Annotated in this window: 19 protein-coding genes and 1 pseudogene; 7 read left to right on the top strand and 13 right to left on the bottom strand. The window is 51.0% G+C overall.

Annotated elements, in window-relative coordinates:
• Positions 1-11 precede the first annotated feature (11 nt).
• The 4 genes from rhaM to rhaB are packed head-to-tail and all read right to left on the bottom strand — an operon-like array spanning position 12 to position 3893.
• Complete coding sequence (gene rhaM / locus EB241_RS08450; RefSeq protein ID WP_124232749.1) at positions 12-326, bottom strand: L-rhamnose mutarotase; 315 nt, start codon at positions 324-326, stop codon at positions 12-14.
• Positions 316-1158, bottom strand: a complete 843-nt coding sequence (rhaD, locus tag EB241_RS08445; protein WP_124232748.1) for a rhamnulose-1-phosphate aldolase — start codon at positions 1156-1158, stop codon at positions 316-318. The genes rhaM and rhaD overlap by 11 nt, the downstream gene beginning before the upstream one ends.
• 9 nt (positions 1159-1167) lie before the next feature.
• On the bottom strand, positions 1168-2424 hold the full coding sequence (locus tag EB241_RS08440; RefSeq protein ID WP_124232747.1) for an L-rhamnose isomerase: 1257 nt from the start codon (positions 2422-2424) through the stop codon (positions 1168-1170).
• Complete coding sequence (rhaB, locus tag EB241_RS08435) at positions 2421-3893, bottom strand: rhamnulokinase (protein ID WP_124232746.1); 1473 nt, start codon at positions 3891-3893, stop codon at positions 2421-2423. Before rhaB ends, EB241_RS08440 begins: the two co-directional genes overlap by 4 nt.
• A gap of 297 nt (positions 3894-4190) precedes the next feature.
• Here rhaB and rhaS point away from each other — a divergent pair, with 297 nt between their 5' ends.
• The gene (gene rhaS / locus EB241_RS08430; protein WP_124232745.1) at positions 4191-5015 is read left to right on the top strand and encodes an HTH-type transcriptional activator RhaS; all 825 of its coding nucleotides are present in this window, start codon (positions 4191-4193) and stop codon (positions 5013-5015) included.
• Between the two features lie 14 nt (positions 5016-5029).
• On the top strand, positions 5030-5869 hold the full coding sequence (gene rhaR, locus EB241_RS08425) for an HTH-type transcriptional activator RhaR (protein WP_124232744.1): 840 nt from the start codon (positions 5030-5032) through the stop codon (positions 5867-5869).
• 24 nt (positions 5870-5893) lie between these two features.
• Here the strand turns inward: rhaR and rhaT are convergent, their stop codons facing one another.
• Positions 5894-6928 carry an L-rhamnose/proton symporter RhaT gene (gene rhaT, locus EB241_RS08420; RefSeq protein ID WP_124232743.1) on the bottom strand — a complete coding sequence of 345 codons (1035 nt, stop codon included), beginning with the start codon at positions 6926-6928 and terminating at the stop codon, positions 5894-5896.
• A gap of 220 nt (positions 6929-7148) precedes the next feature.
• Entirely contained in the window at positions 7149-8822 is a 1674-nt protein-coding gene (locus EB241_RS08415) for a methyl-accepting chemotaxis protein (RefSeq protein WP_124232742.1), read from the bottom strand.
• Between the two features lie 399 nt (positions 8823-9221).
• On the opposite strand from EB241_RS08415, the gene EB241_RS08410 reads away from it, so the two are divergent.
• Together EB241_RS08410 and EB241_RS08405 are read left to right on the top strand one after the other, a co-directional pair.
• A complete protein-coding gene (locus tag EB241_RS08410; RefSeq protein ID WP_124232741.1) occupies positions 9222-9881 on the top strand; it encodes a class I SAM-dependent methyltransferase in 660 nt (219 codons plus the stop codon).
• An 83-nt stretch (positions 9882-9964) separates the two neighbouring features.
• A complete protein-coding gene (locus tag EB241_RS08405) occupies positions 9965-10399 on the top strand; it encodes a DoxX family protein (RefSeq protein ID WP_124232740.1) in 435 nt (144 codons plus the stop codon).
• Positions 10400-10535: 136 nt separating this feature from the next.
• Here EB241_RS08405 and EB241_RS08400 read toward each other — a convergent pair whose 3' ends face one another.
• The 5 genes and pseudogenes from EB241_RS08400 to EB241_RS21955 form a co-directional block, all read right to left on the bottom strand.
• Positions 10536-11861, bottom strand: a complete 1326-nt coding sequence (locus tag EB241_RS08400; protein ID WP_124232739.1) for an MFS transporter — start codon at positions 11859-11861, stop codon at positions 10536-10538.
• Between the two features lie 574 nt (positions 11862-12435).
• Positions 12436-17475, bottom strand: coding sequence for an AvrE-family type 3 secretion system effector (locus tag EB241_RS08395; protein ID WP_124232738.1), 5040 nt, complete (start codon positions 17473-17475; stop codon positions 12436-12438).
• Positions 17476-18155: 680 nt separating this feature from the next.
• Positions 18156-18284: pseudogene (locus tag EB241_RS08390) on the bottom strand (IS6 family transposase); the annotation flags it as partial.
• An 80-nt stretch (positions 18285-18364) separates the two neighbouring features.
• A complete protein-coding gene (locus tag EB241_RS21960; protein ID WP_124232737.1) occupies positions 18365-18661 on the bottom strand; it encodes a hypothetical protein in 297 nt (98 codons plus the stop codon).
• On the bottom strand, positions 18658-18843 hold the full coding sequence (locus tag EB241_RS21955; protein WP_407644261.1) for a thioesterase, FlK family: 186 nt from the start codon (positions 18841-18843) through the stop codon (positions 18658-18660). Before EB241_RS21955 ends, EB241_RS21960 begins: the two co-directional genes overlap by 4 nt.
• A 652-nt stretch (positions 18844-19495) precedes the next feature.
• Here EB241_RS21955 and EB241_RS08380 point away from each other — a divergent pair.
• Together EB241_RS08380 and uspE are read left to right on the top strand one after the other, a co-directional pair.
• Positions 19496-20251, top strand: coding sequence for an FNR family transcription factor (locus EB241_RS08380; protein WP_124232736.1), 756 nt, complete (start codon positions 19496-19498; stop codon positions 20249-20251).
• Between the two features lie 428 nt (positions 20252-20679).
• Complete coding sequence (gene uspE, locus EB241_RS08375) at positions 20680-21627, top strand: universal stress protein UspE (RefSeq protein WP_124232735.1); 948 nt, start codon at positions 20680-20682, stop codon at positions 21625-21627.
• A gap of 103 nt (positions 21628-21730) precedes the next feature.
• Here uspE and pntB read toward each other — a convergent pair whose 3' ends face one another.
• Positions 21731-23119: a Re/Si-specific NAD(P)(+) transhydrogenase subunit beta gene (pntB, locus tag EB241_RS08370; protein ID WP_124232734.1), complete on the bottom strand. Its 1389-nt coding sequence runs from the start codon at positions 23117-23119 to the stop codon at positions 21731-21733.
• Positions 23120-23129: 10 nt separating this feature from the next.
• On the bottom strand, positions 23130-24662 hold the full coding sequence (pntA, locus tag EB241_RS08365; RefSeq protein ID WP_124232733.1) for a Re/Si-specific NAD(P)(+) transhydrogenase subunit alpha: 1533 nt from the start codon (positions 24660-24662) through the stop codon (positions 23130-23132).
• A 504-nt stretch (positions 24663-25166) separates the two neighbouring features.
• Between pntA and ydgH the strand changes: the two genes are divergently transcribed.
• Entirely contained in the window at positions 25167-26117 is a 951-nt protein-coding gene (gene ydgH, locus EB241_RS08360; protein ID WP_124232732.1) for a DUF1471 family protein YdgH, read from the top strand.
• The last annotated feature ends 222 nt before the right edge of the window (positions 26118-26339 follow it).

Below are 26339 nucleotides of genomic sequence, written 5' to 3'. Positions count from 1 at the left end.
AGACCGCTTTTTTATGCCAGATAAAACATACAGGAAAGTTCAGCGCTGACCGGGCTGCAGTCAGCGTTTGACGGCATAAGTTCACACATCGAACGCCACCATCGCTGGCACACCTCCGTTTGCGCAACAGCATTCCAGCGTGCTTCTGATTCAATATCCACAACGGCAAACAGCAGATTACGGGGTGCGTCAAGAAAAATACTGTAATGATGCGCCCCATGTTCTTTCAGTGTCCGGGCCAGTTCCGGCCAGATAGGGTCATGCCGTTGCTGATACTCCTGATGTTTGTCAGGATGGATTTGCATGACGAACGCCTTACGCAACATAAGGATGCCGTGCCTCTATTGCCGCCTGCCAAGGGGTGACGCCGAACCGTTTCCCCAAAGCAATCAGTTCTTCTGTAGTAATGCTTTGTCGCATTCCCCCCATCGACAGCACTTTTACCACCACTTCTGACGATTTTTCGGCAGTGTCAATAAGACCGAAAGTTTCATCCAGTGTTGGACCGGCACCAAAGATGCCATGAAATGGCCACATGACCAGGCTGTGTGACGCCATTTTCTCTGCCGTCGCGTCACCAATACCGTCTGTACCCGGTACCATCCACGGCACGATCCCCACACCATCCGGGAACACCACCAGGCACTCCGTGCTGCCTTCCCACAGCAGACGGGTGAAACGGGCAGAATCCAGTTCAGCGATATAACTCAGGGACATAAAGTTTGTGGCATGGCAATGCATAATCACCCGATCTGCACCATTGCTTACCTTCATTCGCACCGCATGTGACTGAAAGTGTGACGCCAGTTCAGAGGTAGGTAGTCCGCCGTTGACCAGTCCCCAGTATATTTGGTAAGCCCTGCCATCTTCACTGACGCGCAGCAGCACCAGACAGTCCGCAGGATCAAGCTCCACGTTACGGAAAAACTTGCCGGAACCGGTGACCAAAAACCAGCAGTTAGCCAGCGAGGGTGCAGGCTGACTCAGCTCGACGGTGCGCGGTGCGCGGTAAAAATCCTGGGTAAAAGGTTTTACCTCTTCATCCAGCAAACGCAGACTGACGTTACCGCCATTGCGTTCATCCCATCCTTTAAGCCACATATCACTGGTTGCTTTGACCATTCCCTGGACAAACCATGAAGTCAGAATGTGTTGCATAATACACCCTTAGCGTTTACTGAGAATTTGTTGTTCATAATGGCGTACCTCACTGAGCCAGCTGGCATCGGCAGGAACGTCGTGACGCAGACAGTAGGTCTCCCACACCGCCTGCCAGGGCAGACATTTTTGCTCTTCCAACAGCGCGAGACGTGAGGTGTAGTCCCCTTCCAGCTCCAGTTTTTTCAACCGGTCAACGGGTTCAAGCAACGCCCGCAACAGCGCTTTTCTGGCATTACGCGTACCAATCACCCAGGCAGCGATGCGGTTAATTGAGGCATCGAAAAAGTCCAGACCGATATGCACTTTGTCAAACAACTTCTGACGGACTATCTCGTTGGCAATGGCCTGCGTTTCATCATCCAGCAACACCACATGATCGCTGTCCCAGCGTACCGGGCGACTGACGTGCAGCAACAGACGCGGGACATAAAGCATGGCGGTGGAGATCTTGTCAGAAATGACTTCGGTTGGATGAAAATGTCCTGCATCCAGGGTTAATGCGGTCTGGCGGCTGGCAGCGTAACCAAGGCAAAATTCATTTGACCCGACGGTGTAACTTTCCGCGCCAATACCGAAAAGCTTGCTTTCTACCGCGTCAATATGATGAGCCGGATTCAGTTTTTCACTGATAACCTCATCAAGTGAATTCATCAGACGCTCTCTGGGAGCAAAGCGGTCAACGGTGAGATCCTTCATCCCATCCGGGACCCAGATATTCATCACTGACGGTGTCCCCAGCTGCTCGCCAAAGTAAGCAGAAATACGACGACTGGCCTTGCAGTGCTCAATCCAGAACTGACGGACTTCCTTATTGGCACTTGAAAGCGTAAAACCACTCTCACTCATTGGATGTGAAAAGCACGAGGGGTTGAAATCAAGTCCAAGTTGGTTGGCTTTGGCCCATTCCACCCACCGATCAAAATGTTCCGGCCTGATATCGCTGCGTTCAACTGGCGTATCGCTTTCCAGATAAATCGCATGCAAATTCAGCCTTTTTGCGCCGGGAATGAGTGACAGGGCCTTGTCCAGATCGGCGCGCAGCTCTGTGGCATTACGCGCTTTTCCGGGATAATTTCCCGTTGCCTGAATGCCGCCAGTCAGTCCACCCTGAGGATTTTCAAAGCCGCGCACGTCATCACCCTGCCAGCAATGTATGGAAATGGGCATCTTATCCAGCAGCGCCATTGCGGCATCAACATCAATACCGATAGCGGCAAAACGCTGTTTTGCCAACCCGAACGCCTGGTCGATTGCCTGGGTCATATGCATAGCTCCTTAGCCGTATTTGTCAGTGACTGGAAAAGTGGCCAGTTGTGCCGGTATACATCACTGACGTGTGGGTTATAAGTTTGTAAGGGGAAATTTTGTTTAATCAGCTGGCGAAGGTGTGTGACGTCGCGTATGTCGCCACTGGCAATAAGCTGGCAACCAATATTACCCAGCGTCGAAGCCTCTACCGGTCCGGCCACCACCGGAATACCGCAGGCATCAGCACAGAGTTGATTTAGCAACGAATTCTGGCAACCGCCCCCGACAATATGTAACCGGTTAAAAGGGGCACCGCGAACCTGCTCCAGCTCTTTCAGTACCTGGCGATAGAACAGCGCCAGACTGTCAAAAATGCACCGGGCTAACGCAGCGGGTGTGGTTGGCTGTGGCATTCCCTGTGCCACACAGGCATTCTGAATTTCACAAACCATGCTGACCGGATTGATAAAACGCTCGTCATTTGGATTAATTAACGCGCGGCAGGCGGTTTGATTTCTGGCCTCATTGACCAGGTGGTCCAGGTTATCAATTGAGAGTTCGCTACAAACGCGTTGCAACAGCCACAGTCCCATGATGTTTTTCAACACACGGAAACGCCCTTCCGCCCCCCCCTCATTGGTAATATTGGCAGCCAGTGCCGCCTTGTCGTTGTATGGCTCGAAACTTTCAAAGCCCATCAGCGACCAGGTGCCGGAACTGAGCCAGGCCGAATCATCGTCAGTCAATGGCGCCGCCAGCACCGCACTGGCGGTGTCGTGTGTCGCTACCGCAACCACCGGAACTTTTTTGCCTGATCCACTCTGCCAGCAGCCTACTTTGCTTCCAGGTTGTGAAAGTCGGCCAAACCAGTCAGGATTGACTCCCGTCCACTCCAGCAGCACCTTGTCCCATTCCCCTGTGGTGATATTAAGAAGCTGAGTTGTGGTGGCGTTGGTGTATTCCCAGTTAACCTGGCCCGTCAGCCGATAGTGAAAATAATCAGGGATCAGCAGCGCATGGCGGACATCGTATAACCAGTCTGGGCGGCTTGCAGACAGTGCGCGTAGCTGATAGAGCGTGTTAAACGGCAAAAACTGAATGCCGGTGCGCCGGTATATATTGTCGCGTCCCAGTTCTCTTATGGCGCGGGCCTGCAAGCCATGCGTGCGATCGTCACGATAGGCCACGGGCAAGCCGATACGTTCACCCTCTTTATTTAACAGGACAAAATCCACGCCCCAGGTATCAATGCCGATGCTATCAATCATGATACCCTGCGGTTCGAGGGCATTTAGCGAGGAAACGATAAAGGCCTCGAGTGCATCGACATCCCAGCATTGTTGGTCGTCAACGTAGACAAGACGATTTTTCGTCCGGGCCACCTCCTGTAACGCAAGACTCCCATCGTGTGCGTTATAGCTTGCCAGCATTACGCGACCGCTGGATGCGCCCAGATCAATGGCAACACAATTTCGCATGCTCATGGTTTGGCTTCCTGTCAATTTAATAACATCAGTGTAAAAGCCCGGCTATTTAGTACCTTTCCTTCACTGCCAGCCAGTCTGGGGAGCTGGCAACGCGACAAAGGTGAACGTGAAAAAGCTCACATTTTTTATTTTTAATCGCGCCAGAACCTGATGTGATGCGACGCGCAATTATGAATTTCACAGGACGGGTTCTTGAATAATTCGTCTTAAGGAGGCTGTTTCCTGTCGAAAACTCAAGGTGAAGCGCGGCGTCTGTCTGTAGACTTTGCCAAAAATAGTTAATGAAGGAACATTATGACAGTGCTACACAGCGTGGATTTTTTCCCCGGCGGCGGCCCGGTAGCCATTGAACCCCGGGTGCCACAGAATGCCTTTCCTGAGCATTACCATGACGATTTTCATGAGATCGTGATCGTTGAACAGGGGGCCGGGATCCATATCTTTAACGGGGAGCCAAAACCGCTGTCTGGCGGCTGTGTTTGTTTTGTACGCAGCCACGATCGCCATTTGTATGAAAAAACTGACCGGCTGGTTCTGACTAACGTCCTGTATCGTGAGCCTGATGCGTTTCGATTTATCACCGGCTTCCAGCGCCTGCTTCCACAGGAGAGCGAAGGGAATTACCCTTACCACTGGCGGATTAATAACGCGGTACTGGAACAGGTGCGGCAGCTTATTGACGTGATGAAGAAAGATGTACAGCCATGCACCCTGGAAAGTCAGGCCGGGCAGGAAATGCATTTTATGCAACTGTTACTGCTGCTACGTAATGGGATGAGTGAACTCCAGGCTGATAATCAGCATGACAGAATGCACTGTCTGCTGGACTGGCTGGCCGCGCATTACAGTGAGGAAGTCGACTGGGAGGCGTTGGCCGATCAATTTTCACTCTCCCTGCGCACGCTGCATCGCCAGTTAAAGCAGCAGACTGGCAGCACGCCTCAGCGTTATCTGAACCGCCTGCGACTGTTACAGGCAAGGCATCTGCTGCGACATAGCGAAATGCGCATCACTGATATTGCCTTTCATTGTGGATTTGGTGACAGCAATCACTTTTCCACGCTATTTAAGCGCGAGTTTGGCACGTCTCCACGTACCATCAGGCAAAATTTTCTGTGAGGTGAACATTGGACGTGCCTCTTTGTTTGACGAAAGCCGACTATTTTCCTTCTGAACTGATGCCAGTGGTGGTGGCTGACCGCAGCCCGCAGCCCTCTTTCCCCCTTCACACTCATGAATTCAGCGAGCTGGTGATTGTCTGGCGTGGCAATGGTCTTCATGTGATGAATGACAATCCGTGGTTGATCACCTGTGGAGACCTGTTTTATGTCGGCCCGGATGATTGCCACAGTTATGAATCAGTCAACGATTTGGTACTTGATAACATTATATATTGTCCTGAACGTTTTCAGCTGGGCCTGGACCTCAGGGAATTCCTGCCGCAGGACGAGAAAGCATGGCGACTGACCACGCGAGGAATGTCCCTTGTCCGTGGGGTGATCCTGCAATTATCACAGGAGTGCCACAAAAGCGATCAACTTTCCAGGCAGCTAACGGAAACGCTATTTCTGCAACTGGTGCTGATTTTGCAGCGTCACCGTTATAAGCCGGATTGCGCGCGACAACTGCCTGAAGGAGAACAGCTGGACCTGCTGATGTCAGCCATTCAGGGTCAGATTGCCCATAATTTTGATCTCAGTCTCTTCTGCCAGCAGCATCATCTGTCTGAGCGCACCCTGAAGCACCTGTTCCGCCAGCAGACCGGTATGATGCCAGCGCAATATATCCGGCAAATCAGGCTGTGCAAGGCAAAATTTCTTCTGCGCAGCACGGAGTGTCTGATCGGAGAAGTCGCTGCACGCTGTGGTTTCGACGACAGCAACTACTTCTCAGTGGTATTTACGCGGGGAACCGGAATGACGCCAAGCGCTTTTCGCCAACAGTTTGAACATCATGCGCGTCGGGTAAAATAACACAGCGCTGAATCAGCTTTTGCGTCAGAACATCATTCCCATGCCAACGATATTGGCGGCAAAAATAATCAGCAGACAGCCACAGCAGAGCAAACTGACCGGGCGGTGACCGGCATTCTTCCACTCTTTGAGAGCCAGCCCAACGAGACCACCGCACAGCACATAGAAACTCATGTGTAGCATCCAGCTGATAAAGTCATACTGCACCGGGATCCGGGCATGACCCCAGGCATAGAAAAAGAACTGCAAGTACCACATGGTGCCACCCAGCAGTGACAGCAGCACATTACACACCAGTAATGATTTCATTACGGAAAAATCGGCTTTTAATGAAAGATTGCTCCTGGTGGCCAGACGAATCAAACAGAAGCCAAGGTTGACTACTGCCCCGCCCCCCATAATCACGACATAACTGGGCAACGCGGTATACAGTGGATCAATCCCCAGTGCCGTGGCGGCCTGATGCAGTGGTTTGGCGGCATTCATGGCAAAGGACATCCCTGCGGAGAACACACCACACATTATCGCCAGCAGCAGTCCTTTCTTCAGATTAAATTCTTCAACGGCGATCCCCATTGCCCTTTCTTTCAGTACCCCTGCCCATGAAACAATGGCGACGCCGGCCACGGCGACCAGTACCCCCACCAGCGTGAGTCTTCCTCCTTCGGAACTGAACAGTTCGGCAAAGCGTCCCTGAAGTAGCGGCGTCATCAGCGTACCAACTACCAGAGTGATACCTATCGCAATGCCAATACCCATGGACATGCCAAGATAGCGCATGGTCAGACCGTAGTTGATGTTACCGATCCCCCACATGGCGCCAAAAAGAAATATCGGCATGAGTTGTGACAGGGAAAATGTGCTGTAAAAACCCCAGAGGTCAGGCAACAGGATGGCACTGACCGACCAGGGCAATATAATCCATGACATGATACCGCCCACTGACCACATGGTTTCCCATGACCAGTGGCGGACTTTTTTAAACGGAGCATAAAAACAGGCGGCGCTGGCAGCACCGACAAGATGCCAGAAAATACCTGATACAATAGCCTGACTCATACTCACTTCCTGTTCAGGAGGGTCAGAGTCCAGTCTACAAAGTAAGCATTTATTACAACCTTATTCTGGTTGCCTGGCCGCGAACGAAGGTGGCAGAATTCTGCAGTTAATATCGATTAGGATCACATATTAATGACAGCAACAGGGCCGTGGTGAACGGCCCTGTAGAAGAAAAGCCAGCACGGTGGAAGAAACGGCTGGCGAAGTGGTAACCGTTTCCTCAGAATGAAACCCATTCGTCATCGACCGGCGGCTTCTGGGCATCCACTGGACGCGCCGGCAACTGTGCTGGTAACTGAGCGAGTTTAACCGTGGTGGCCTCACTTACTTTTGTTGAAGCCGGAGAGAGCCGGAATTTGGACACGGATAATGTAAGCTCCTCTGTCTGACGTTCCAGTGAACTCGCCGCCGCTGAAACCTGCTCAACCAGCGACGCATTCTGTTGGGTGACGCTGTCCATTTCAGTGATAGCGGTGCCAACCTGAGAGATCCCTTTGCTTTGTTCATCAGAGGCTGACGCTATTTGTTTCATAATTTGCGTCACTTCACTTACCGCCCGCATGATCTCATCCATTGTGCTGCCTGCTTCACCCACCAGACGTGAGCCACTATCCACCCTACTGACCGAATCGCTAATCAGTGCTTCAATCTCTTTTGCTGCGTTGGCACTCCGCTGTGCGAGATTACGAACCTCGCTGGCAACCACCGCAAAGCCACGACCTTGCTCACCTGCCCTTGCCGCTTCAACAGCCGCATTCAACGCCAAGATGTTGGTCTGGAAAGCAATGCTGTTAATGACGCTGGTGATTTCACCTATTTTGTGAGAACTTCCGGCGATCCCATGCATAGTTGTTACAACGTCACTTACAAGTTTACCCCCTTTACTGGCCGTAATGGAGGCAACCTCAGCCAGTTCGCTGGCATGTGCCGCATTGTCTGCGTTCAGTTTTACCGTTGCCGTCAGCTGTTCCATACTTGCGGCGGTTTGCTCCAGCGCGGCAGCCTGCTGTTCGGTTCGGGATGAAAGATCGTTATTACCGGAAGATATTTCTGCTGCACCGCGGTAAATATTATCTGTTCCGTTGCGTATTGCGCTTACTGCGTCACGCAAGCTGTCCTGCATCGCCTGTAACAACGGGACCAGATTACCCACGCAGTTGCGGCCAATGTCCTCCAGTGGCTGGCTAAGATCGCCATCGGCTATCAGCCTGAAGTGCTGGCGTATTGTGTCCAGCGGGCGGACCAGCATTTTCACCAGGTAACGGTCAGTGAACAGTAAAATCAGCAGTCCGGCAATGACGGCCAGTACGATGACCACTTTGGTAACATTGGTCAGATAATCAACCTTAACACGTGTGATATCGAGCTTATCGCCCGCAGCACTGTTAAATTTCTCTACGTTGCTGCCGAACTCACGACTCAGCGCCGGAGTGACGGTAGTGGCATGGCGTCGGTATTCATCAATAACGGGTTGCTGGGCGAGTTTCATCTGAGGCAGCACGCCTTCATTTAGCAGCTTTTCCCAACTGACGATAACCGCATCAGAGTAGCTGGCATCAAGTGGGCCTGGAACACTTGCTTTGAAATCAGCGAGTAATTTCGTCATGTTGTCCAATGCTTTTTGGACAGATGCCATATCGCTGGCGGCGGTTGGGCTGGCGGCCAGGCGGGAATCCACTGCACGGCTGAGGCGGGTAATAAAGCGGAAATACTGATCGTTGCCTTTACTCAGAATAGTCATTTGATTGACCAGCTCCCGATCAACCTCATTGCCTTTACTCAGAGCGCTCAGGGAATAGACACTGTACATGCCTACAGCAGACCACAGCAGGCAGAACAGCCCGAGGATCCAGAGCATAACGCTGCGGATGGTAAAATTTTTTAATATATTCATAACTACTCCGTAACGATAGAAAACCTTGTCAGCCCGGCCTGACGTATGACCCTGCACTGGTTATCGGCACATTTGCGCATTACCTGAGTAATTATTTCTTTTTATTCAAAATGTTAAGATTTGATGAAAAACTGTAAGTGTTTGCACTGGTTGGTTTTTTTCTCTCGCCGAGGCCAGATAAGCTTATGTAAGGAAAAGCGTGTCTGTAAAATCGGAACATTGTCACACTTTTTGGCGTACATCATGAGCAAGGAATGTGACCGAATTTTGAAAAATAAGGTAAAAATCAGGCCTGCTATTTGCCAATAAAATCCTTTCTTCCAGATGTTTATTGTATTCAGGCTGATAATTCAATTACCTTATAGCCACAAAAAAATGGCTGATTGTTAAGGAAGAATAATGCGTATTGACAGTGCGAAAGGTTCCCGTGTTTATACCCCACTGAGCCTGAAACTGTATGACTGGTGGGTTTTGGATATCTCCAACCGTTTTGCATGGCGTTGTCCAACTCAACAGATACTGTTGCCCCATTTTCGACGCCATTTAGGTAAGAATCATCTCGATATCGGCGTAGGTACCGGTTATTACCTGGCGCAGTTGTCAGGCTCACTGCAACAGGTCTCGTTGCTGGACCTGAATCCGTTCAGCCTCACTTCGGCGACAGAGCGAATTGGTACTTCGCGTATCACGAAAACGATCCGTCATGATGTCTATCAGGCATTGCCCTCTGAACTGACCGAACGCTATGACTCAGTATCACTCTTTTATCTCCTGCACTGCCTGCCTGGGGACATGTCATTGAAGGCCACCGCGCTGGCTAATATCAAATCAGCTGTCACGCAGAATGGCACAGTCTATGGCGCAACCATTCTTGGCAGCGGCGTGGAACACAACGCTTTCGGACGTAAGCTGATGAGCGTGTACAATAAAAAAGGGATTTTTGGCAATCAGACGGATTCTCTGTTAAATCTTAAGGCGGCTTTGCAACAGCATTTCCGTGAGGTGGACATTACCTTGCACGGCACGGTAGCGCTGTTTGCTGCAACGGATAAAATCTGAGGCGACCAAAGAGATGCAGGGAAAATAAGATCCTGCTTTTCAGCGCAATCATTATTGGCTGCCAATTTTCCTGAGGACCCTATATGTTTTCTGCAATTAATAGCGGTTTTGCCCGTTTTTGTGATCATCCCGATGCTGGCAAGCTTGTACTGCGTCTCTCACTGGGGGGATTATTGCTGTTTCACGGCCAGTTTAAGGTGGTTCACGGTATCGGCTGGATTGCCACCCTGCTCAAAGCGCATGGCCTTCCGGGTTTTGTGGCATGGGGAGCCTACATTGGTGAAATTATCGCTCCTGCCATGTTGATTATTGGTCTGATGACTCGTCCGGCGGCGTTTGTGATTGCCATCAATCTGGCGTTTGCCACCCTGTTGGTTAAAACCGGTGCCGTGTGGCATCGAAGCGCTGTCGGTGCATGGGGGTTGGAAGATGAAGCGTTCTATTTCTTCGGGGCGCTTGCCATTATGCTGCTTGGCGCGGGCAGATACAGTTTGATCCGTAACAGTAGCCTGCAATAACCGCTGGGGAATAAGCCCGTGCCAGTTTGCTTCATTGCTGGCTGGCACAGGGACAGATTCCCAGTTAATGTCTGTGTCGTTCAATCGGTTTTTATCAGCGGCTCCGCCCACAATCCCGGAAGATAACGATTTTCATTCAGCCTGTGCGCTGATGTGCGTATCGGTATTTAACCAGCAGCATGACAGAGGTTAACACCGCAGGTATCGCCAGACTGGTGAAAACCTGGGTGATATTCCAGCCCATCGACAACATTTCAGCACCGACAAAGGCGCTAAGAATGGCGCCAATACGCCCGACACCATGCATCCAGCTGGAACCTGTGGCCCGCGCATGGGTGGGATAATAGCTGGCGGATAACGCATTCATGCCGGTATTCGCTCCGTTCAGACAAAAACCACTGCTGAAGGCCACAAGGCTAAGTGTCAGTGTATGCGCTGGGGTATAGCCAATAGACACGGTGGCAATAGCACCAACAAAATAGATTGAGGCCAGTGCCAGATTGGCATTAAACCGGTCCATCATCCAGCCAGCGAACAGTGAGCCTACTGTTCCACCAGCCTGATACATTGCCGTAATCAGCGCCGCCTGGGTTACCGTCATTCCCATATCTTTAACCAGCGACGGCAGCCAGCTGCCAATCAGATACACCAGAAACAGCCCCATAAAATAGCCGCCCCAGAGCATCGTGCTACCCAACAGATAGGGACGACTTGTAACCAGCCGGACCGCGCCGTGGCGTCCATTCTTTTCCGGCATGGTGAATTCACTACCATGCTGTATTTTTCCCGGTGCCATTTTTTCGACGATCTGGTGAATTTGCGACGCAGGCGCGTTACGGGCCAGCAGGAAACGCACTGACTCCGGCAGCCATGAAATCAGCACTGGCACAATCAGTAGCGGCAACAGGCCACCCAAAATCAGCACGGCATGCCAGCCAAAAGTCGGGATCAACCAGGATGCGGCAAATCCACCACCCGCGGCACCAAATGTAAAACCACAAAACACCACGGTGATAATAAAGGCACGCTTACGCTCAGGGGAATATTCCGCGATCAGCGTGCCCACGTTTGGCATCGCAGCACCCAATCCCAGCCCGGTGAGGAAACGAAATAACATCATCTGATCGATGTTTTGTGAGAAAGCAGAAGCGAGCGCCCACAGGCCAAAGAAGAACACGCTACCGATGATGATCGTCCGACGGCCAAAGCGATCCGCCAGTGGTCCCGCCAGCATAGCCCCCAGTGCAAGTCCAATCAGCGCGGCGCTGATCACCACTCCCAGTTGCTGGGTGCTGACGCCCCAGACAATTTTCAGCGACGGAGCGATAAACCCCATCACAGCGATATCCATCCCATCCATAGCCACTACGGCAAAACAGAGAACAATAATTCGTAGCTGATAACGGCTGATGCTTCCCTCATTGATTAAGGTACGCACATCTGTCGTGGCAAGACGTTCCACAGTAACGCTCCGTAAGGTTATTGCCAGTGGGCAGGCTGGCTTTAGTTCCTGAAAAAATGACCGCTATCATAACGGATTGTAAGAAGGTTCACTTGCTAAATTACATCCCTTTCACGCAAGGAAAATCTTCAATCTCGCGTTACGGGAGTGTTTCATAAGTAAAAGCGATGACGTTGCTGACAGATAACCTCTTACATCGATAATCGAACGTAGCGCCCTTACAGGGCGAGCGTCTGACAGTCTTGATGACCGGCATACCGTTTTATGCTCTGCGGTATGTTAATTTCCGCAGGAATTCATCCACATGGCCCGCTGCAAAGCCCCCAGAAAACGCAACCCCGCTAAATCCAGCACTGCCTCCTGTTTCAGTCCCCCGTTTTTTCACGGGGGACACAACATGTCAGAGCATCGACAGACGCATCCCATATCATCAGATGTTTCCCTGTGAATGGCTCACTGTCACCATGACTGGCCTTTTCTGGTAACAGTGAAACATCAGGTAAAACACTCTCTGTCAATCAGGGATGGCAGGCTGCCGTCTCAACTTCACATTTGATGGCAGTAAACCCACCCCCTACGACAAATCGATATCGTGCCAGATTTCTGAACGCGACGATTCACCACGGGGAGACTCAGGCTCCGCAACCCGCGCCTCAACACCGGCGCGATGCTGACCAATCGCCTCAATTCCGGCGCTTCGCAACGGATTAAGTGACTGTCGTAAAGCCCGTCCACCCGCCTCAAGCACTTCAGCACCCTGTATCCGATCGTACAGATCGTAGTGGAACTGAATTTCCGCCTCAAACATCTGATGCGATGTTCCCGCACTGGCAGTCAGGTTAACCAATGGTAGACCAACACGGTTGATCACAGAGTTATCATCGGTGTTATGCACGGCAAGAGCAGCAAGACGGTAGAGATCGGGAGAGTGCTGTGTCTTATTCAGAACCGACCGCCAGTCCATACCATCCGACGAAGATGACAAACCGAGTGCAGACGCGGACTGTTGATGTACTTTGGCTTCAAGTGCATCGTTGATGGCGTTCATCGCTTGCGGACGCATTTCAAATACAAAACGGACCTGATTGATTTTCGGAATATCCTTGAAACGTCGCAGAACTTCATTCAGTCCGGGAATTTGTCGGCGTACTTCTGTCAGATCGCGCATTTTCTCACCCAGCGCAATATGTCCTATAGCATGACTCATCACCGCATCCAGCGATTCACGACCAAACATATTGATTTCAATACGGGCTCCCGGAATCAGTCGCGCCCGCTGCTGTACCGCAGTTGTTTCCTGCTGGCGCAGTTGTTGTAGTGAGGTGACCACCGCTGCACGCTCACTTTTCGTTCCACCTTTCCATAGCCTGTCCGCGTCTCTACTGGTCGCCTCTTCAGCCAGAGCACGCTGCTGTTTCAGCGCATCTCCCTCTATTGCTCCGCGGGCTTCGATGCTACTCGCCTGTTCACCCTGAATCCCCTTGATCGCCTGCATAATCACCGCGATGCGTTCAGCGGACGTTGCCGGATAATGCATCGGACCAAGGTCCGCAGCGCTTTCCGGGAAAACGCTGGCCAGACGTTGACGCATTTGTTGCCATTCATCAGGAGAAACAGGATGCGCCGCCTTAGTGTCAAGCGTGCGTTTATAACTCGCCGTACCCAAAAGAGGTGCATTTTGTTTATCAGCATAAATGCCACTGGTCGGCAACTGGACATCGCTTGAATTCAGGCGAACGCCAGCCAGTTGCAGGTTGCCCGCCCCGGTCGCGGCATTAACCAGCCGGGAAAAGTTTCGTCCAAGCACCGAAGATAAACCCGATGCAAGGTTCACACCGCCATTTAACTCGGCGTTAAGGTTTATACGCCCCTGAAACTCAAGGCCCAGTATTTCCTGCCAGGCGTGATCCAGGTGCAGCTCCATCTGAGACCACTGCCCACCAATCTGTCCGGTAATTCCCCCCGCTACAGCACCAGAAATCGAACTGTTCAGGTTGCCGGGGCCTGCTGGCTCTGATGCAGCATGCGGTTTTTGCGAACCATATTTGGAACTGGCTGCAAAGGGCTGTACCGAAACATTAAGGTTGGCCGAAGCATTTACATTCGTCTCAAAAAGATCCAAACCGATCGAACCTTCATTCACACCGGCATGTAAAATATTGGTAGTTTCGGTATCGTGATGATCAAACAGCAGCCTGGAGAACTCAGGGATTGTTGACGGAGACAGAATAACGGCCGCCCCCATACCGTGCTGATATGAGCCCCCTACGTTAACGTTGGCGCTCCCCCCCCAGGTGGCCATGTAAGAGCTCATACTGGAATTATTAAGATAGGCGTGTGAACCGCTTCCGGCACCGGGCTTAAAGTCAATGCCGATCCCAAGGCTACCTGATGCAGTGGCTTTCGCATGTCTGACAAAAAATGCAACCAACCCCGCATCGCCATCTTTCGAATCGCCAATACGCTCAACCCCCAGCGCATGAATGGCCTCGCCACCCACACCAGCGCTGACCGGATTGATATACTTCCATGCCACTGCGCCCAAAGAGCCGCGCAATTCTGCCGATCGCGACTGTGAAGAAAAAAAGGTGCTGCGGTTAAACAGGTCCTGTAGCAAATCGGTCATTCGCGACGCCATTTCATCCGGTGCTGCGTTTTTAGGCAAATTCAGACTTTTGAGCAGTTGCGCGCGACGCCCGTTACCCGGAGTGGTGATTTGCTGCCGAAACGTTGATACCACGTCGTCAAAGGCTTCAAGCTGGCTCCACGACGACAGGCCTAATCGGGCAAGTCCCCGTAATCCTGATTGCTTCTGCCTGCTATCAGCCTGCTCAAGCTCTGCTGCGCTGTTAGTACGCAGCAGTGTGTCATATTCGGCAAGGCCGTTAAGCAGACAGGCGGTACGCAAAGCATTTGGCCTGGAGGAGAGTTTGCTCTGTTCTTCATCTGCGGATAACTGCACGCCGGATGCCTTCAGTTTTCCACTGACCTCACACAGTTGGGTCAGTAGTTCCGCTTCACGCCCGCTCAATGTCTGCGGATTATCCGCTGCGGCACGTGCCAGAGACGAAATACTCCGATCAAAATCAGGCAACACATCATTACCAGGACGAGATGTTGCCCTGGTAATACCTGAACTTACACGTCGCCACAGTTCGGCTACATGATAGCTAAAGTTGGAGGAAGTGGATTCAACACCGGGTTTGTTTCGCGTGGAGAAATCTGCTGCGATAACACCTTCATGATAACCAATCTTGCGCAGATCGCGCAGCAGCGAAGCCAGCTCATTCTCACGCATCGCAATCAGATGTTCGCCCTGAGCTGCCGTCAACCCGGCACGGTCATGCTGGCCCGGCCCGATGGCAGACGCAACGCGTACCTCTGCCAGAACTGGCAGCGTCTCGAAAAGAGTACCGATGTGCCCGCGCAGCTGATCCGCTTCCTGATGAAAACGGGCTAATCGTTTTTCCTGTGGGGTGGGTGGCAAAGCGATACCCATTTTGTGTGCGACGGCGTGAGTGGTATCGTGCGCAACGTCCCTTACTATATTTGCCATCCTGATCGCCTGCGATTTATAGGTATTGGCAATCAGGTGAATGTTGGAATTCAGCGACAACGGGTCGGTTGAGGTGCTCCCCAGTAACGTCGTATTCACGCTGACATCATGATCGGGCGTGCTGATACGACTGGCTTGCTGATAATTGACGCGTGCATTGGTTCCCGACTGTGTTCCGGCGACAGCTTTCTCATCCGGCGTAGCCTGAGGTGCAACGCGCGACGGTATCCGCCTTGCATCTGGCCCGGTCATTGACGGCAGCAGTGTATGCCAGTTATGACCAAATTGCAGTTGTAGCTGGCCGGTACGCGAACTTCGCAGAGCGCCCGGCAAGTCATGACTTTCCGGCAAAGTCAGCGGGACATTCTCCCATTGTCCATTGTCGGTAAGCCGCTGCAATTTGGTCTGGTGGTCAGGTGACTGACTCAGGACATGCAGACGATCATCCAGCCCTATGGCGATGGAGAGCGGATGGGCCAGAGCAGGCAATTCGCTAACTTCCCCATTCGCGTTGAACCGCTTTAAATGACCAGACTCCGTCAATACGGCAACCTGACCTCCGGCGTCTATTGCCACATCGCGAACTCCCTCATCAAAATGGGCAATCGTTTGAGCCCGTACCTGTACCCTGTCAGGAATTATCGCCAATGGCCCACCCGCAGGATGGCTGGGCGTTTCACCTGCTGGCAACCAGGTGGTGCGTCCGGGTAACTTGAGTTCGGCTAACCGCTGCGGATTATCCAGTAGTGCGAACACCGGACGACGATCCACAAAGCCTTTTACACCTGTATGCAGCGAGAGAATGTCCGTCAACGGTTCACCATCTGGCAACGATGGCCGTTCCCAATGCTGTCCGGGCGCGGACTTATAATGCAACACACCATTTATATGCCCAAGTTGTGCATGTCCATCGAGCAATGTGCGCGACTGCATCGCCTCATCGGCATGGGTATGTAACCCCTCAGTTTTGATAAGTAGCAACGGATGGTCAACCAACCAGGCTGGCTGGAACTCAGTCTGGTCAGATGTTTTTTGCAATGCGACACGATGCCCCTCGCCATTCTCTAAAAGCAAATGCACCGCATTATCGCTCGACAGCCCCATTGAGGTAATCGCCCATCCCTCTGCATGGCTCATTCCCTCAGGTAAGGTCAGCCGTCGTGCTTCTATCGACCCCTGACCACCTAACTCCGCCTGATAGGCTCTGCCCTTTTCGTCGAGAACTAACGCTGCGGCTGAGTGGGGATGTGGAAGCAGCAGCAGGTCAATCGGTCTGGCCGGGGTGGGTTCAAAGCCTGTACCACCTGTGACCGGGCGCAACAGTGAAATATCACGCACCGTCTGACCGTGGTTCGTGGCCGTCATCAGTTGACCTTTATGCAGAATACGCAGTGCTCCCGTGGCGTCGATACGTGCAATAGCCCCTGCCGGAAGCCGGGTGGAATGGAAAGCAGCAGGGCCATTACCGGCTCGTAAAATCCTTTTACCATCATGCAAATATACGTTGCCATCAGCCTGCCGTCCGATCATGCGCAATGACGCATCGTGCCCCCCTACTGGCAGCGGCATCCAGTGACCCTCTTCGTTTACCTGATGCAAATGACCGTTACGTTCGATAAACGCATTACCGTCAGCCGCCTGCCAGATACCCGTTAATAATCCAAACGGAGGGGCGGCAAGTTGGCTGGCGATATGTCCGGCCGTTAAAGGCATTCTTGCGCGCTGCTCGACCTGCGGGTGCACCGTCAGCACTGCCGCCAGTAAACCGGAAGTGTGGGTAAAGAGGGCTTCATTACGGGGTGCCATCGCTTCGTTATGATCGGGGCCATAGCGTAGCAACAGGCCACCACTTGCAAGACAAGACTCATCCTGTACCTCTGGCCGGCGAGCCAGCCAGGCCGATATTGAACGAGAAGCTTCATTGTCAGGCAGGCCTGAACCACGCAAGCCCGACGCCACATTTTGGTGCAATGGTGTTTCCGGCGCAGAGTGGCTTATATTCTGCGCCATTTCCTGAGGATTCGAGCGCGTTATCGCCCGTGAGGTTTGATTCAACATAGAGTTACATTCCTTGATTTCCAAAAAAGCAAAAAGGATTAAAATATTGATATTTAATATAAAAAATTAAAATATCAGAGGTAAAGCAAACAAACTGGCCTGACAGCTCAACCTATTCGGTCATATTTTCACCGCCAAATTGACGCAGAAAACTGCCCAACAACAAGGCAATCCGGCCTTTCCGACTCACAGGGTAGTTTCTGCTGTCGGCATAAATTTTGCTTAGGCAAAAATATAAATGTTAATGATCAGTTCACGCGCGTTACCATCCGCCCTGTGGAAAATATGCCAAGTTAAGATGACTTTTCAGGTTGCCAGGATGTATCTGGTTATGATGGCAAAATTTCCGCAACGATATCTGAAAAGTGTCCCTTTATCGCGGTCATCGCCATAACCGGCATTTCTACTTTTCTCTTCCCATCAATGCGACCGTGGTGAAAACTGACTGCAACAGCAAATCATCTGATGACCTGCTGGCGGCATAATCCATTAATAAAAATTAATGTGTGAGTATTAAATTAGTCGTTGCAGTTCCATAAAAGTGAAAATAAACTCACCAATTGAAAGGATTTGATTTGTTCTACAGATGCCCAATTACCGTGCAATGGCACGAGCAGGCGTTAACGCAGGGCACTGTTGCAAAATGTGCGATGAGGCAGCTTGTCTGTTGTTGAAATACCCTAAATTTCAGAGACGCTGCTTACCAGATGCATCTTGCCCAGGGGAGCACCATGGTAAAACGATGAGGCCTGCCCCTTGCGTAGTGCACACATCACCTCCATACCTTTGATTGTGGCGTAAGCCGTCTTTTCATGGTCAGGTGCTCCTGAAAGAAGCGATTCAATTTCTTAACCATGGGTGGTAACCGCGTGAGTCCTTTCCAGGGCGCTCAGATGCTGTGGATAGATGTTGGCCAATAATGTGATGAGCTGATTTCATGCAGAGGGAACATTGTCGTTAACCGCGTGGAAACGCTGAAAGCGTATACGTCCGCAGTTTCCCGGCTGATATGCCGATAACTCATTAACGCAAAGCGGCGGATCATCTGCTGTTCAATCTCGTCAGATAGCGTGAACAGCTCAACGCTACCGGAGGAAACTTTGATGGTTTTTTGCCGGTTATTCTTGCGGTTAGCCTCAATATCCTGAGCCAGATTATCTTTCAGCCGCGCTATATTTATAATCACCCTGCGATGCGATGCGATGCGATGCGATGCGATGCGATGCGATGCGAACCGCAGCCGATAAGCCCGTTATTATCCCGGCATTTCACCCGGAAGGTAAGAGTGCGGCCATCGGCAACCGTAAGCTCAGCAAATGCCGGTACCGTCCGATCAGCAAGGGGTGTCGCAGTGTGCGTGATGTCCACTGCGGTAACATTGCGAGGCTTCTCTTCCTGCCGATCACTGTTGATGCGAAAAAATGTAAATTACGCTTTTTTCAATGCTTTTCCGGTACTCAGCTGACAATCTTTTTTTCAGGGGCAGATGTTTTATGCTGTCCGGTGCCAGAAACAGTACCTCCAGCACAGCCGGTGTGTTTTCAGACTGCCGGGTAGCATGCAGCCGACCTTATCAATGCCGTGAGGCCTCAGCAGGCTGGTGTCGGAAAAATACTGTGCAACAGATTATTTACATCGGTTCCTGCATATTCTCACAGGGGAATTCTGCCCCGCGAAGGCCGGCTGGTCCCTTAAATGTCCGCAACCATTATTTATCATCAGGACTCATTCAGGTGACACATCAATGATTGAGTGAATACAGCAGTTAATACTGCTTTACGGAATTTATGCGTACTGATGAGCAACTTTTTGCCTAATTAACAATGGGAAAACTTATATCGCTTTAGTGCCACGTTATCTAAATAAGCGAAATGTTATACATTTGATAAATCTTAAACAGAATGACACCAGAGTTAATTTAAGCATTTTGATAAATGCGAAAACTGTCCTGGTCCGTTCCCTTCAATCAGGAAAAAGTGATAAAATTGACCTCAATCAATAATCAATCGAGTCCATAACTATGATCCCTGAAAAGCGAGTTATCAGCAGACGTATTCAGTCAGGCGGTTGTGCTATTCACTGTCAGGATTGCAGTATCAGCCAGCTATGTATTCCTTTTACGCTAAACGAGCACGAACTCGATCAGCTGGACAATATCATCGAACGCAAAAAGCCCATTCAGAAAGGTCAGACGCTCTTCAAAGCTGGCGATGAACTGAAGTCACTGTATGCCATTCGCTCCGGGACCATTAAAAGTTACACCATTACAGAACAGGGTGATGAACAGATTACGGGCTTCCACCTGGCAGGCGATCTGGTGGGCTTTGATGCAATAAGTGCTGGTGTTCACCCCAGCTTCGCCCATGCACTGGAAACCGCAATGGTTTGTGAAATCCCTTTTGAAACGCTTGACGATCTTTCTGGCAAAATGCCCAGCCTGCGCCAGCAAATGATGCGATTGATGAGTGGTGAAATCAAAGGCGATCAGGAGATGATTTTGCTGCTTTCCAAGAAAAATGCGGAAGAGCGCCTGGCTGCGTTTATCTATGGCCTGTCCCGCCGCTTTGGCGAGCGAGGTTTCTCCCAGCGAGAATTTCGTCTGACCATGACCCGTGGTGATATTGGTAACTATCTTGGTCTGACGGTGGAAACCATCAGCCGTCTGCTTGGCCGTTTTCAGAAAAGCGGAATGCTGGCGGTAAAGGGGAAATATATAACTATTGAAGATCACGCCGTATTGTCAGAGCTTGCTGGTCAGAGTCGTGCCATTGCCTGACAGAGATATTGTCAGCAATAACGGCCTGTGCTGTTTCTGAACAATTTATCGTTCAGAAACAACGCTGATTTTAATTGCTGTATGCAACATAGTAATTTACACCAGATCGGTTTACCTAACAGATCTGGTGTTTTCTTATATTTTAACCCGGCTTATTTTTAATATCCTTTCTGCAATTAAGCCGGGTTCCTGATGTCTCACAGATAAAAAGCCTGATATTAAAACAGTGACCAGTTTATCCAGTGGATAACATCCCTGCACAACGCAACGACCTGCCTGTCCTCGCTACCTGTTTCCGGTATCCCTCTGTATTCCTGTCGAAAATTAAATAGCACGGTAACTATTAATATGTGAAGTGCCAGTAATTTTCTCTTCTGCCGGACAGATGATTGCGCTATCTTAAAATAACCTGCTTAGGAGAAACCGTTATGACCAGATATCAGAATATTCTTGTGGTTGTCGATCCACAACAGGACGACCAGCCAGCGCTTCGCCGGGCCGTCTATCTGAATCAACGTCTTGGTGGAAGCATTACTGCTTTTCTGCCTATTTATGACTTTTCCTATGAAATGACCACCCTGCTCTCACCGGATGAGCGTACTACCATGCGTAAAGGTGTGGTCAGCCAACGCACTGAGTGGATCCGTGACCAGGCACAGGCTTATCTTGACGCAGGAATAGTTATAGCGATCAAGGTTATCTGGCATAATCGTCCCTATGAGGCAATTATTCAGGAAGTGCTCAATGGTCATTATGATCTGGTACTGAAAATGGCCCATCAGCACGACCGGTTGCAGGCAGTGGTATTTACTCCAACGGACTGGCACCTGCTGCGCAAATGTCCTTGTCCTGTATGGATGGTAAAAGATCAACCGTGGCCGGAAGATGGCAAAGCCGTCGTTGCCGTTAACCTGGCCAGCGAAGAACCCCACCACGATCCGCTTAATACAAAACTGGTACAGGAAACGCTTGAACTGGCGCAGTTGGTCAATCATACCGAAGTGCATCTGGTCGGTGCTTATCCTGTTACTCCTATTAATATCGCCATTGAACTGCCGGATTTTGATCCCTGTGTCTACAACGACGCTATACGCGGTCAGCATTTGCTGGCGATGAAAGCGCTACGGCAACAGTTCAGTATTGATGAAAAATTTACCCATGTAGAGAAAGGACTGCCTGAAGAAGTCATCCCGGATCTTGCCGCAGAACTGGATGCTGGCGTCGTGGTGTTGGGAACGATTGGCCGCACCGGACTGTCAGCCGCCTTCCTGGGAAATACGGCTGAACAGGTTATTGATCATCTCCGCTGTGATTTGCTGGCGATTAAACCCGATGGTTTTACTTCCCCGGTGGAGCCTGAGGGTGAAGATGATTAAGTTTGCTGGAAGCGGTGAGAGGAAAGAAAGATACCGTTTCCGATTTGAATTAAAGCCCCGGCCTTATGCCGGGACTTTACCCTGACGTCATTGAAGATGAGTGTTACAACGCTTTCAGAATGGCATCCACCGTTGCTTTAGCATCCCCAAACAGCATTTGGGTATTCTCCCTGAAGAATAATGGATTCTGCACGCCAGCGTAACCGGTATTCATTGAGCGCTTGAATACCACGACGTTCTGCGCTTTCCACACTTCCAACACCGGCATACCGGCGATCGGGCTTTTCGGATCATCCTGTGCAGCAGGGTTAACGGTGTCATTGGCACCGATAACCAGCACGGTATCCGTTTCGGAGAAATCGTCATTAATTTCGTCCATTTCCAACACGATATCGTATGGTACACGTGCTTCTGCCAGCAACACGTTCATATGCCCGGGCAGGCGGCCTGCCACCGGATGGATACCAAAACGGACTTTTACACCCCGCGCCCGAAGCTTTTCAGTGATCTCAGCGACCGGATACTGAGCCTGTGCCACTGCCATGCCATAGCCAGGAGTGATTATCACCGTATCGGAGTTTTTAAGCAGCTCCGCCGTCCCCTGAGCATCAATTTCACGGTGTTCACCCACTTCTTCGCTTTCGCCCGTTGAAGTACTGTCAGTACCGAAACCACCGGCAATCACGCTGATAAAAGAACGGTTCATCGCCTTACACATAATATAAGAAAGGATCGCGCCGCTTGAGCCGACCAGCGCCCCGGTCACAATCAGCAGGTCGTTGCTCAGCATAAAACCGGCTGCTGCTGCTGCCCATCCTGAATAGGAGTTCAGCATTGATACCACCACCGGCATATCGGCACCGCCAATCGACGCAACCAGATGCCAGCCAAAGGCCAGCGCGATAAGCGTCATTACAAACAGCGCAAAAATTTCCATGCCGTGACTGTCGGTGCGAACAAAAATAATCAACAGGCAGAGCGAAACGACGATTGCTATCAGGTTCAGTTTGTGGCGGTGAGGAAGCATCAGAGGCCGGGAAGAAACCTTACCACACAGTTTTCCAAATGCCACCAAAGAACCGGTGAAGGTCACCGCCCCGATAAAGATACCGATAAAGACTTCCGTGAGATGGATATTTTCCAGCACGACTTCCGTGGCAGGTGCGTGATCCAGATAGCTGTTAAAACCCACCAGAACCGCAGCGAGGCCCACAAAGCTGTGCAGTACCGCAACCAGCTCCGGCATTTCGGTCATTTCAACTTTCTTCGCCAGCCTGATACCAACCGCGCCACCGATGACCATTGCCAGCAATACCCAGCTGATATTACCGCTGTCGGGACCGAAGATGGTGGCCAGCAAAGCGATTGCCATTCCACTGATGCCAAACAAATTGCCCTGTTTGGCCGTTTCATGCTTCGACAGCCCTGCCAGGCTGCAAATAAAAAGAATTGCGGCAACAATGTATGCTGCTGTCACTAATCCGCCAGACATTGATTACCTCTCAGTTTTTACGAAACATTTTCAGCATGCGCTGCGTGACGGTGAAGCCACCAAATATATTGATGCTGGCAATCAGCACGGCGATAAAGGACAGAAAACTGACCCAGCCGCCGTCACCTATCTGCAATACGGCACCGACAATAATAATGCCGGAAATAGCATTGGTTACCGACATCAGCGGCGTGTGCAGAGCGTGACTGACGTTCCACACCACGTAATACCCCACCACGCAGGAAAGGGCAAAAACGGTAAAGTGCGACAGAAATGCAGGTGGTGCTACGCTGGCAAACCATGCAAACAGCAAGACCGCCAGCGCGACAGGCATAAACTTGCGCAGTGATGAAGCTGGTTTCTCTTCCTGCTTTTCAGGCTGTGTTGCCACAGCCGCTGCGGCTTTTGGCGCGGCAGAAACCTGTATGGGCGGTGCAGGCCAGGTCACTTCGCCATCGCGAATAACGGTCACACCCCGGATAACCACATCATCAAAATCTACCAGGATTTCGCCGTTTTTTTCTTTACACAACAGTTTAAGCAGGTTGACCAGGTTAGTACCGTAAAGCTGCGAAGACTGCGTTGGTAAACGACTTGGTAAGTCGGTATAGCCGACAATTTTTACACCGTTTTCAGTGGTGATCACCTTGTCCGCTACGGTCAGTTCACAGTTGCCTCCGGTCTGTGCGGCCAGATCGACAATCACGCTACCCGGCTTCATGCTGGCGACCATCGCGGCGGTAATTAACTGAGGAGCCGGACGACCGGGAATCAACGCGGTGGTAACAATGATGTCCACTTCTTTTGCCTGTGCAGCAAACAGTGCCATTTCCGCCTTGATAAAGGCCTCAGACATCACTTTGGCATAGCCATCGCCACTGCCCGCGCCCTCCTCGAAATCAAGTTCAAGGAATTCGGCACCCATGCTTTGAACCTGCTCTTTCACCTCAGGGCGAGTATCAAAAGCACGAACAACGGCGCCAAGGCTTCCCGCCGCACCGATGGCTGCAAGACCGGCAACACCAGCACCGATGACCATCACCTTTGCCGGAGGGATCTTTCCCGCAGCGGTAATTTGCCCGGTAAAAAAACGGCCAAATTCGTGTGCTGCTTCGACAATTGCACGGTAACCAGCAATATTCGCCATTGAGCTGAGTGCATCCAGCGATTGCGCACGCGAAATGCGAGGAACCGCGTCCATCGACATCACAGTGACCTTTCGGGCTGCCAGTTTTTCAAGCAGAGAAGGATGCTGTGCAGGCCAGATAAAACCGATAAGCGTACTTCCCTCACGGGTAAGCGCTATCTCGGCATCTGTCGGAGCATTGACCTTCATCACGATATCGGATTGCCAGACGCTGAGGTTATCTGACAGTGTTGCGCCGGCAGCAAGATAGGCCGCATCATCAAAACTGGCCAGTTTGCCTGCCCCGCTTTCCACAGTGACCTTGAAGCCCAGCGCCAGTAGCTGCTCAACCGTTTTCGGCGTGGCAGCTACTCGTGCTTCATTGGGCAATCGCTCTTTGGTTATTCCAATTAGCATAATATTCCCTTCATCAGAAGTAAGATGACAGTTATCTTCGCTGCTCAGGCCGATGGCCCGGCAGTATTGTGACAAACTATTATAAATTACTGAAAATATGATGAGCGATCCAGTAATTGAGAGTATATTCCGCCGCTTTCTTTATCAAATGTGCTCTTTGAGGTAAGTTAATGATTTAAGTGCCTATATATAAACTATTTTTGCAGAAAATAAGCGATAAATTGCAGCATTATTATTCCTGGCGTGGAAAAAATATAATTATTTAACATGATTTTAACCAAAACAGGGGGAAAAACAGCTTTCTCATGTAGCAAAAATGTAAAAATGTCAATTTTAACATTTACGTAATAAACAAATACGGTCATTTTAACTGTCCGTCTGTCTGCGCCAAAAATGCCTGAGACAGGACACATTATTACATGTAATAATCGGCAGCTAATCTGTTACACATCAATAGCCCAGAACGTTTCGTACTCGTTTTTGCGTAAGGCAAAGGATTATTTTATGAAGCTGAAAAAAACCATTCTGGCATCAGCCCTGTTGTCACTCACATCATTATCCGCACATGCGGCACAGGAACTGACCCCGGAAAAAGCATCAGCACTTAAACCATTTGATCGCATTGCTGTTTCAGGTCGCTTTAATGCGATCGGTGATGCCGCTGCTGCTGTCTCAAAACGTGCTGATGAGCTGGGTGCTGCCGCCTACTATATTCAGGGGATCAGCGACACCAATGGCAACGGTGGAAACTGGCGGGTGGTAGCCGATCTTTATCACGCCGATGCGCCAGTGGCAGCGAAGGATCAGGACCGCGTTATCAATGGTGTACGCGAACTGACCAAAAGCGAAGCGTTCAGCCTGGAGCCCTATGATACTGTCAGCCTGACGGGGTTTTATCGCAGCCAGCCAGATGTGAATGATGCCGTTTCCAAACAGGCAAAATCTAAGGGTGCGGCCTCTTTTTATATTGTCCGCCAGGTCGATGCTAACAGCGGCGGCAACCAGTATATTACCGCTTATATCTATAAAGCGGACGCGCCTGCACGTAGAGTTCAGTCACCCGATTTGATCCCGGCAGATTCTCAGGCAGGCAAAGCGGCGCTGTCCACCGGTGGAGCCGCAGCCAAAACGGTTCAGATCCCAGGCGTTGCTTCATCTGAATCACCCAGCACCAAAGTAGGCCGTTTCTTTGAAACCCAAAATTCAGGCGTTGAACGCTACACTGTCAAAGCGCCGGATGGCAAAAGCGTACAGGAAGTCAATGCCGTTACCGCCGCGCAGATGCAACCCTTTGACAGCGTGACCTTCACCGGGCACTTTGGTACGCCAACAGAGGTATCTGAAGCCGTTGGCCGTGCTGCCATCGCCAAAGGCGCGAAGTACTACCACATCACCCGTCAGTGGTCTAATCAAAGCGGCGGTAACGTGACAATTTCCGCAGACCTCTTCAAATAATTATCAACCGGAGGCGATCGTCTGACCGCATCCGGCGTTGATAAATGCATTGACCTGAACCCCGTAGATAAATATACCCCGATGTCAGTAACGCTTTTATCAGTCAGGTCAGCGCTTTAAAAAGAAACCTTTGCCGGGTCAGCCAGGCGGATGCTGGTTTTCCCGCAATAAGTGCTACCGCTCTGAGGCCTGCGTAAACAGCCATTTATAAGGTTCGCCGGA

This window comes from Erwinia psidii, from assembly GCF_003846135.1.
Classification (GTDB): domain Bacteria; phylum Pseudomonadota; class Gammaproteobacteria; order Enterobacterales; family Enterobacteriaceae; genus Erwinia; species Erwinia psidii.
This window is presented reverse-complemented; position numbering and strand designations above follow the sequence as displayed.

What these genes read in the sequence shown, in the direction of transcription:
- rhaS (WP_124232745.1), top strand. Translation starts at nt 4,191, where the DNA reads ATGACAGTGCTACACAGCGTGGATTTTTTCCCCGGCGGCGGCCCGGTA.
- EB241_RS08405 (WP_124232740.1), top strand. Translation starts at nt 9,965, where the DNA reads ATGTTTTCTGCAATTAATAGCGGTTTTGCCCGTTTTTGTGATCATCCC.
- pntB (WP_124232734.1), bottom strand. Translation starts at nt 23,119, where the DNA reads ATGTCTGGCGGATTAGTGACAGCAGCATACATTGTTGCCGCAATTCTT.
- EB241_RS08415 (WP_124232742.1), bottom strand. Translation starts at nt 8,822, where the DNA reads ATGAATATATTAAAAAATTTTACCATCCGCAGCGTTATGCTCTGGATC.
- ydgH (WP_124232732.1), top strand. Translation starts at nt 25,167, where the DNA reads ATGAAGCTGAAAAAAACCATTCTGGCATCAGCCCTGTTGTCACTCACA.
- EB241_RS08410 (WP_124232741.1), top strand. Translation starts at nt 9,222, where the DNA reads ATGCGTATTGACAGTGCGAAAGGTTCCCGTGTTTATACCCCACTGAGC.
- uspE (WP_124232735.1), top strand. Translation starts at nt 20,680, where the DNA reads ATGACCAGATATCAGAATATTCTTGTGGTTGTCGATCCACAACAGGAC.
- rhaT (WP_124232743.1), bottom strand. Translation starts at nt 6,928, where the DNA reads ATGAGTCAGGCTATTGTATCAGGTATTTTCTGGCATCTTGTCGGTGCT.
- EB241_RS08440 (WP_124232747.1), bottom strand. Translation starts at nt 2,424, where the DNA reads ATGACCCAGGCAATCGACCAGGCGTTCGGGTTGGCAAAACAGCGTTTT.
- EB241_RS08395 (WP_124232738.1), bottom strand. Translation starts at nt 17,475, where the DNA reads ATGTTGAATCAAACCTCACGGGCGATAACGCGCTCGAATCCTCAGGAA.
- rhaD (WP_124232748.1), bottom strand. Translation starts at nt 1,158, where the DNA reads ATGCAACACATTCTGACTTCATGGTTTGTCCAGGGAATGGTCAAAGCA.
- EB241_RS08380 (WP_124232736.1), top strand. Translation starts at nt 19,496, where the DNA reads ATGATCCCTGAAAAGCGAGTTATCAGCAGACGTATTCAGTCAGGCGGT.
- rhaM (WP_124232749.1), bottom strand. Translation starts at nt 326, where the DNA reads ATGTTGCGTAAGGCGTTCGTCATGCAAATCCATCCTGACAAACATCAG.
- pntA (WP_124232733.1), bottom strand. Translation starts at nt 24,662, where the DNA reads ATGCTAATTGGAATAACCAAAGAGCGATTGCCCAATGAAGCACGAGTA.
- rhaB (WP_124232746.1), bottom strand. Translation starts at nt 3,893, where the DNA reads ATGAGCATGCGAAATTGTGTTGCCATTGATCTGGGCGCATCCAGCGGT.